Raw genomic sequence first — 2,874 nt, 5'->3', positions numbered from 1 at the left:
GCGGGCGTTTTTGTTTCAGCTCTTGGCCTTTGCCAATCCCGAATCCCGAATCACCAATCCCGGCTCTCAGAACGTCAACGTCGCCACCACGCCCCTGGCCTCGCCGGGTTTGACCCGCACGTCCCAGCCGTACAGTTCGCACAGCCGGCGCACGATCGACAGGCCGATGCCGCCGCCCTGCGAGTGGCCGGCATGGGTGCCGCGGTAGCCGCGCTCGAACAGCTTGGCCGCATCTTCGGCGCTGAGGCCGGGGCCGGAATCGATGACGTCGACCGAACGCGGGTGCAGGCGCACCACCACCTCACCCTGGGTCGTGTACTTGACCGCATTGCCGATCAGGTTGCCCAGCGCCACCGCGACCGCCGCTTCCGGAGCGTCCACGACCAGGCCCTGCTCGTCGCCTTCGATGCGCAGGGTCAGCGGCTTGCCGCCGAGCTGGGCGCGGTGGGCGTCGAGCAGTTGCTCGGACAGCCGCGCGATGTCGGTGGCGCCGTGCCCGCGCTCGTTGCGCGACAGCAGCAGCAAGGCGCTGATCAGGTCGGTGCATTGCTGCTCGGCGCGCTGAATACGCAACAATCGATTGCGAGTCTTGTCCTCGATGTCCGGGCGCGACAGCAACAGCTCGACCGCGCCCTTGATCACCGCCAGCGGCGTGCGCAACTCATGGCTGACGTCGGCGTTGAACTCGCGGTCGCGCTGGACCACGTTGGTCAGACGCTCGGCGTAATCGTCCAGGGCCTCGGCGAGCTGGCCCACTTCGTCGTCGGGGAAGTGCGCGGCCAGCGCCTCGGCTTGCGCGCTGCGGCCGGAGCGCTTGAGCCGGTTGGCCAGCTCCGACACCGGGCTCATCACGCGCGAGGCCGCCCACAGGCCGACCAGCAGCGAGAACAAGGTGAACACCGGCACCGACAGGTAGATCGCGCGATTGAACTGCGCCTCGCTGAGCGTGCCCTGGGTCATGTCGTAGGCGAGGAAGAACCATTCGGTCGGCGTCTTGCGCACCCCGAGCTTGTACGAGAACGGGCTGCCGTCCGGGTTCTTGCCCTGGATGTTGTGAATGCCGTCGGGCAAGGTGTACCAGTCGGGCTGCTCGATGCGCACTCTCTCGAAGCTGTCGCTCTTGTATACGCGCAACCACATCTGTTGGAACGGCACCTCGGGCTTCAAATTCGGCGCCGAGTAATATTGCCGCGCGTATTCGTCGATGTTGCGATTCACCACGTCCGCGACGAGCTCGTTCTCGACCCGCGTCCGCGTCCAATTGGTGGCGAACGCGAACATCGCCGTCAAGCCGAAACCCAGCAGTACGAAGGACAGGACGATACGGCTGCGCAACCGCCGCCGGTAGCGCTTCTTTTTCTTCAGCCGCGCCGCGGAAGGATCCTCTGCAGCCACGCGGTCAACCGTTGCTTTCGGGCGCTGCGATGCGATAGCCGATGCCGTGGCGGGTCTGGATCAACGGCGTCTCGAACGGCTTGTCGACCACCGCGCGCAAACCGTGGATGTGCACGCGCAGGCTGTCGGAGTCGGGCAGTTCTTCGCCCCACACGCGGGTTTCCAGTTCCTGGCGGGTGACCACCGCCGGCGAGGCTTCCATCAGCGCCTGCAGGATCTTCAGCGCGGTCGGGTTGAGCTGCAGCAGCTTGCCCTGGCGACGCACTTCCAGGGTGTCGAGGTTGTACTCCAGGTCGGCGGCGTTGAGCACGCGGGTCTGCACGCCGCGGCCGCGGCGCGACAGGGCGTTGAGGCGGACCTCGACTTCCTGCAGCGCGAACGGTTTGATCAGGTAATCGTCGGCGCCGGAATCGAAGCCGGCGAGCTTGTTGTCGAGGCTGTCGCGCGCGGTCAGCATCAGCACCGGCGTCTGCTTGCGCGCTTCGTTGCGCAGCTTGCGGCAGACTTCCAGGCCGTCGAGACCGGGCAGGTTCAGATCGAGGACGATGGCGTCGAAGTCGTGCACGACCGCCAGGTGCAGTCCGGTGATGCCGTCGGCGGCGAAATCCACCGTGTGGCCGCGGTCTTCGAGGAAGTCGCCGAGGTTGGCGGCGATGTCCTGGTTGTCTTCGATCACGAGTATGCGCATGTGCTCTTCCCAGTGGGTTGGCGTTCGACCGTGCTAAGACGCCCGAGGTTCCGGATTCGTGGGCCGCTGTGCGATGCGCAGCGGCGGCAAGCGACCGATTCTGCCAGAGCGTATGTAAAGTGAACGGAAAAAGTGAACAGGGGCTGGGCCGCCGTTCAAGCGCCGCGGCACCGGCATAGGCCGAAGGTCATGGCTCGCCCGGCAACGCCAACATACGCAAAACGCCGGAAAAGACCGCAAAAAACAAAGGCCCAGACGCGGGGCCACCGCGCCTGGGCCAAAAGGGTATTGCCCCGATTACCGTAACCTGCTTCCGACCAGATCCCTATCCGTAACGTTCTGACGAGGAGCGTGACTTGGAGGAGCGGCAGTGCTGCGGTCCGGGTAACGCTACGCGGATTTCGATTAAACCGTCGTTAAAAACGATGTTAAAAAATAATTAATAGCAACCTGAAGTTGTCATCTTGAGGGCCCGGCCCTTCCGCGCCGGGGAGACACCGTTCGGCGGATCGCCGGCAGATGACCTGCCAGGCTTGCCATTCTCCCCGGCCGACCCGCTCCGGGGCCCGGCCGGACGCCTGTTCAGCGTCTCGTGGCGGTGCGACGCCCGGTCCCCAGCTTCAGCTGGCCGGCCACGTGCTCGATGATTTCCCCGGCCACGTCGACCCCGCTGGCCTCCTCGATGCCCTCCAGGCCCGGCGAGGCGTTGACCTCGAGCACCAGGGGGCCGCGGACCGAGCGGATCAGGTCGACGCCGGCCACGCCCAGGCCGAGCACGCGGGCGGCGCGGA

Annotated in this window: 2 protein-coding genes and 1 pseudogene; all 3 read right to left on the bottom strand. The window is 65.9% G+C overall.

Annotated elements, in window-relative coordinates; translation table 11 throughout:
• Positions 1 to 66: 66 nt before the first annotated feature.
• On the bottom strand, positions 67 to 1,395 hold the full coding sequence (locus tag GLA29479_RS23265; RefSeq protein WP_057973005.1) for a sensor histidine kinase: 1,329 nt from the start codon (positions 1,393 to 1,395) through the stop codon (positions 67 to 69).
• Between the two features lie 4 nt (positions 1,396 to 1,399).
• Positions 1,400 to 2,083, bottom strand: coding sequence for a response regulator transcription factor (locus GLA29479_RS23260; protein WP_031371404.1), 684 nt, complete (start codon positions 2,081 to 2,083; stop codon positions 1,400 to 1,402).
• A 582-nt stretch (positions 2,084 to 2,665) separates the two neighbouring features.
• Positions 2,666 to 2,872: pseudogene (locus tag GLA29479_RS23255) on the bottom strand (30S ribosomal protein S6--L-glutamate ligase); the annotation flags it as partial.
• Positions 2,873 to 2,874 lie beyond the last annotated feature (2 nt).

The organism is Lysobacter antibioticus (genome assembly GCF_001442535.1).
GTDB lineage: Bacteria > Pseudomonadota > Gammaproteobacteria > Xanthomonadales > Xanthomonadaceae > Lysobacter > Lysobacter antibioticus.
This window is presented reverse-complemented; position numbering and strand designations above follow the sequence as displayed.

What these genes read in the sequence shown, in the direction of transcription:
- GLA29479_RS23260 (WP_031371404.1), bottom strand. Translation starts at nt 2,083, where the DNA reads ATGCGCATACTCGTGATCGAAGACAACCAGGACATCGCCGCCAACCTC.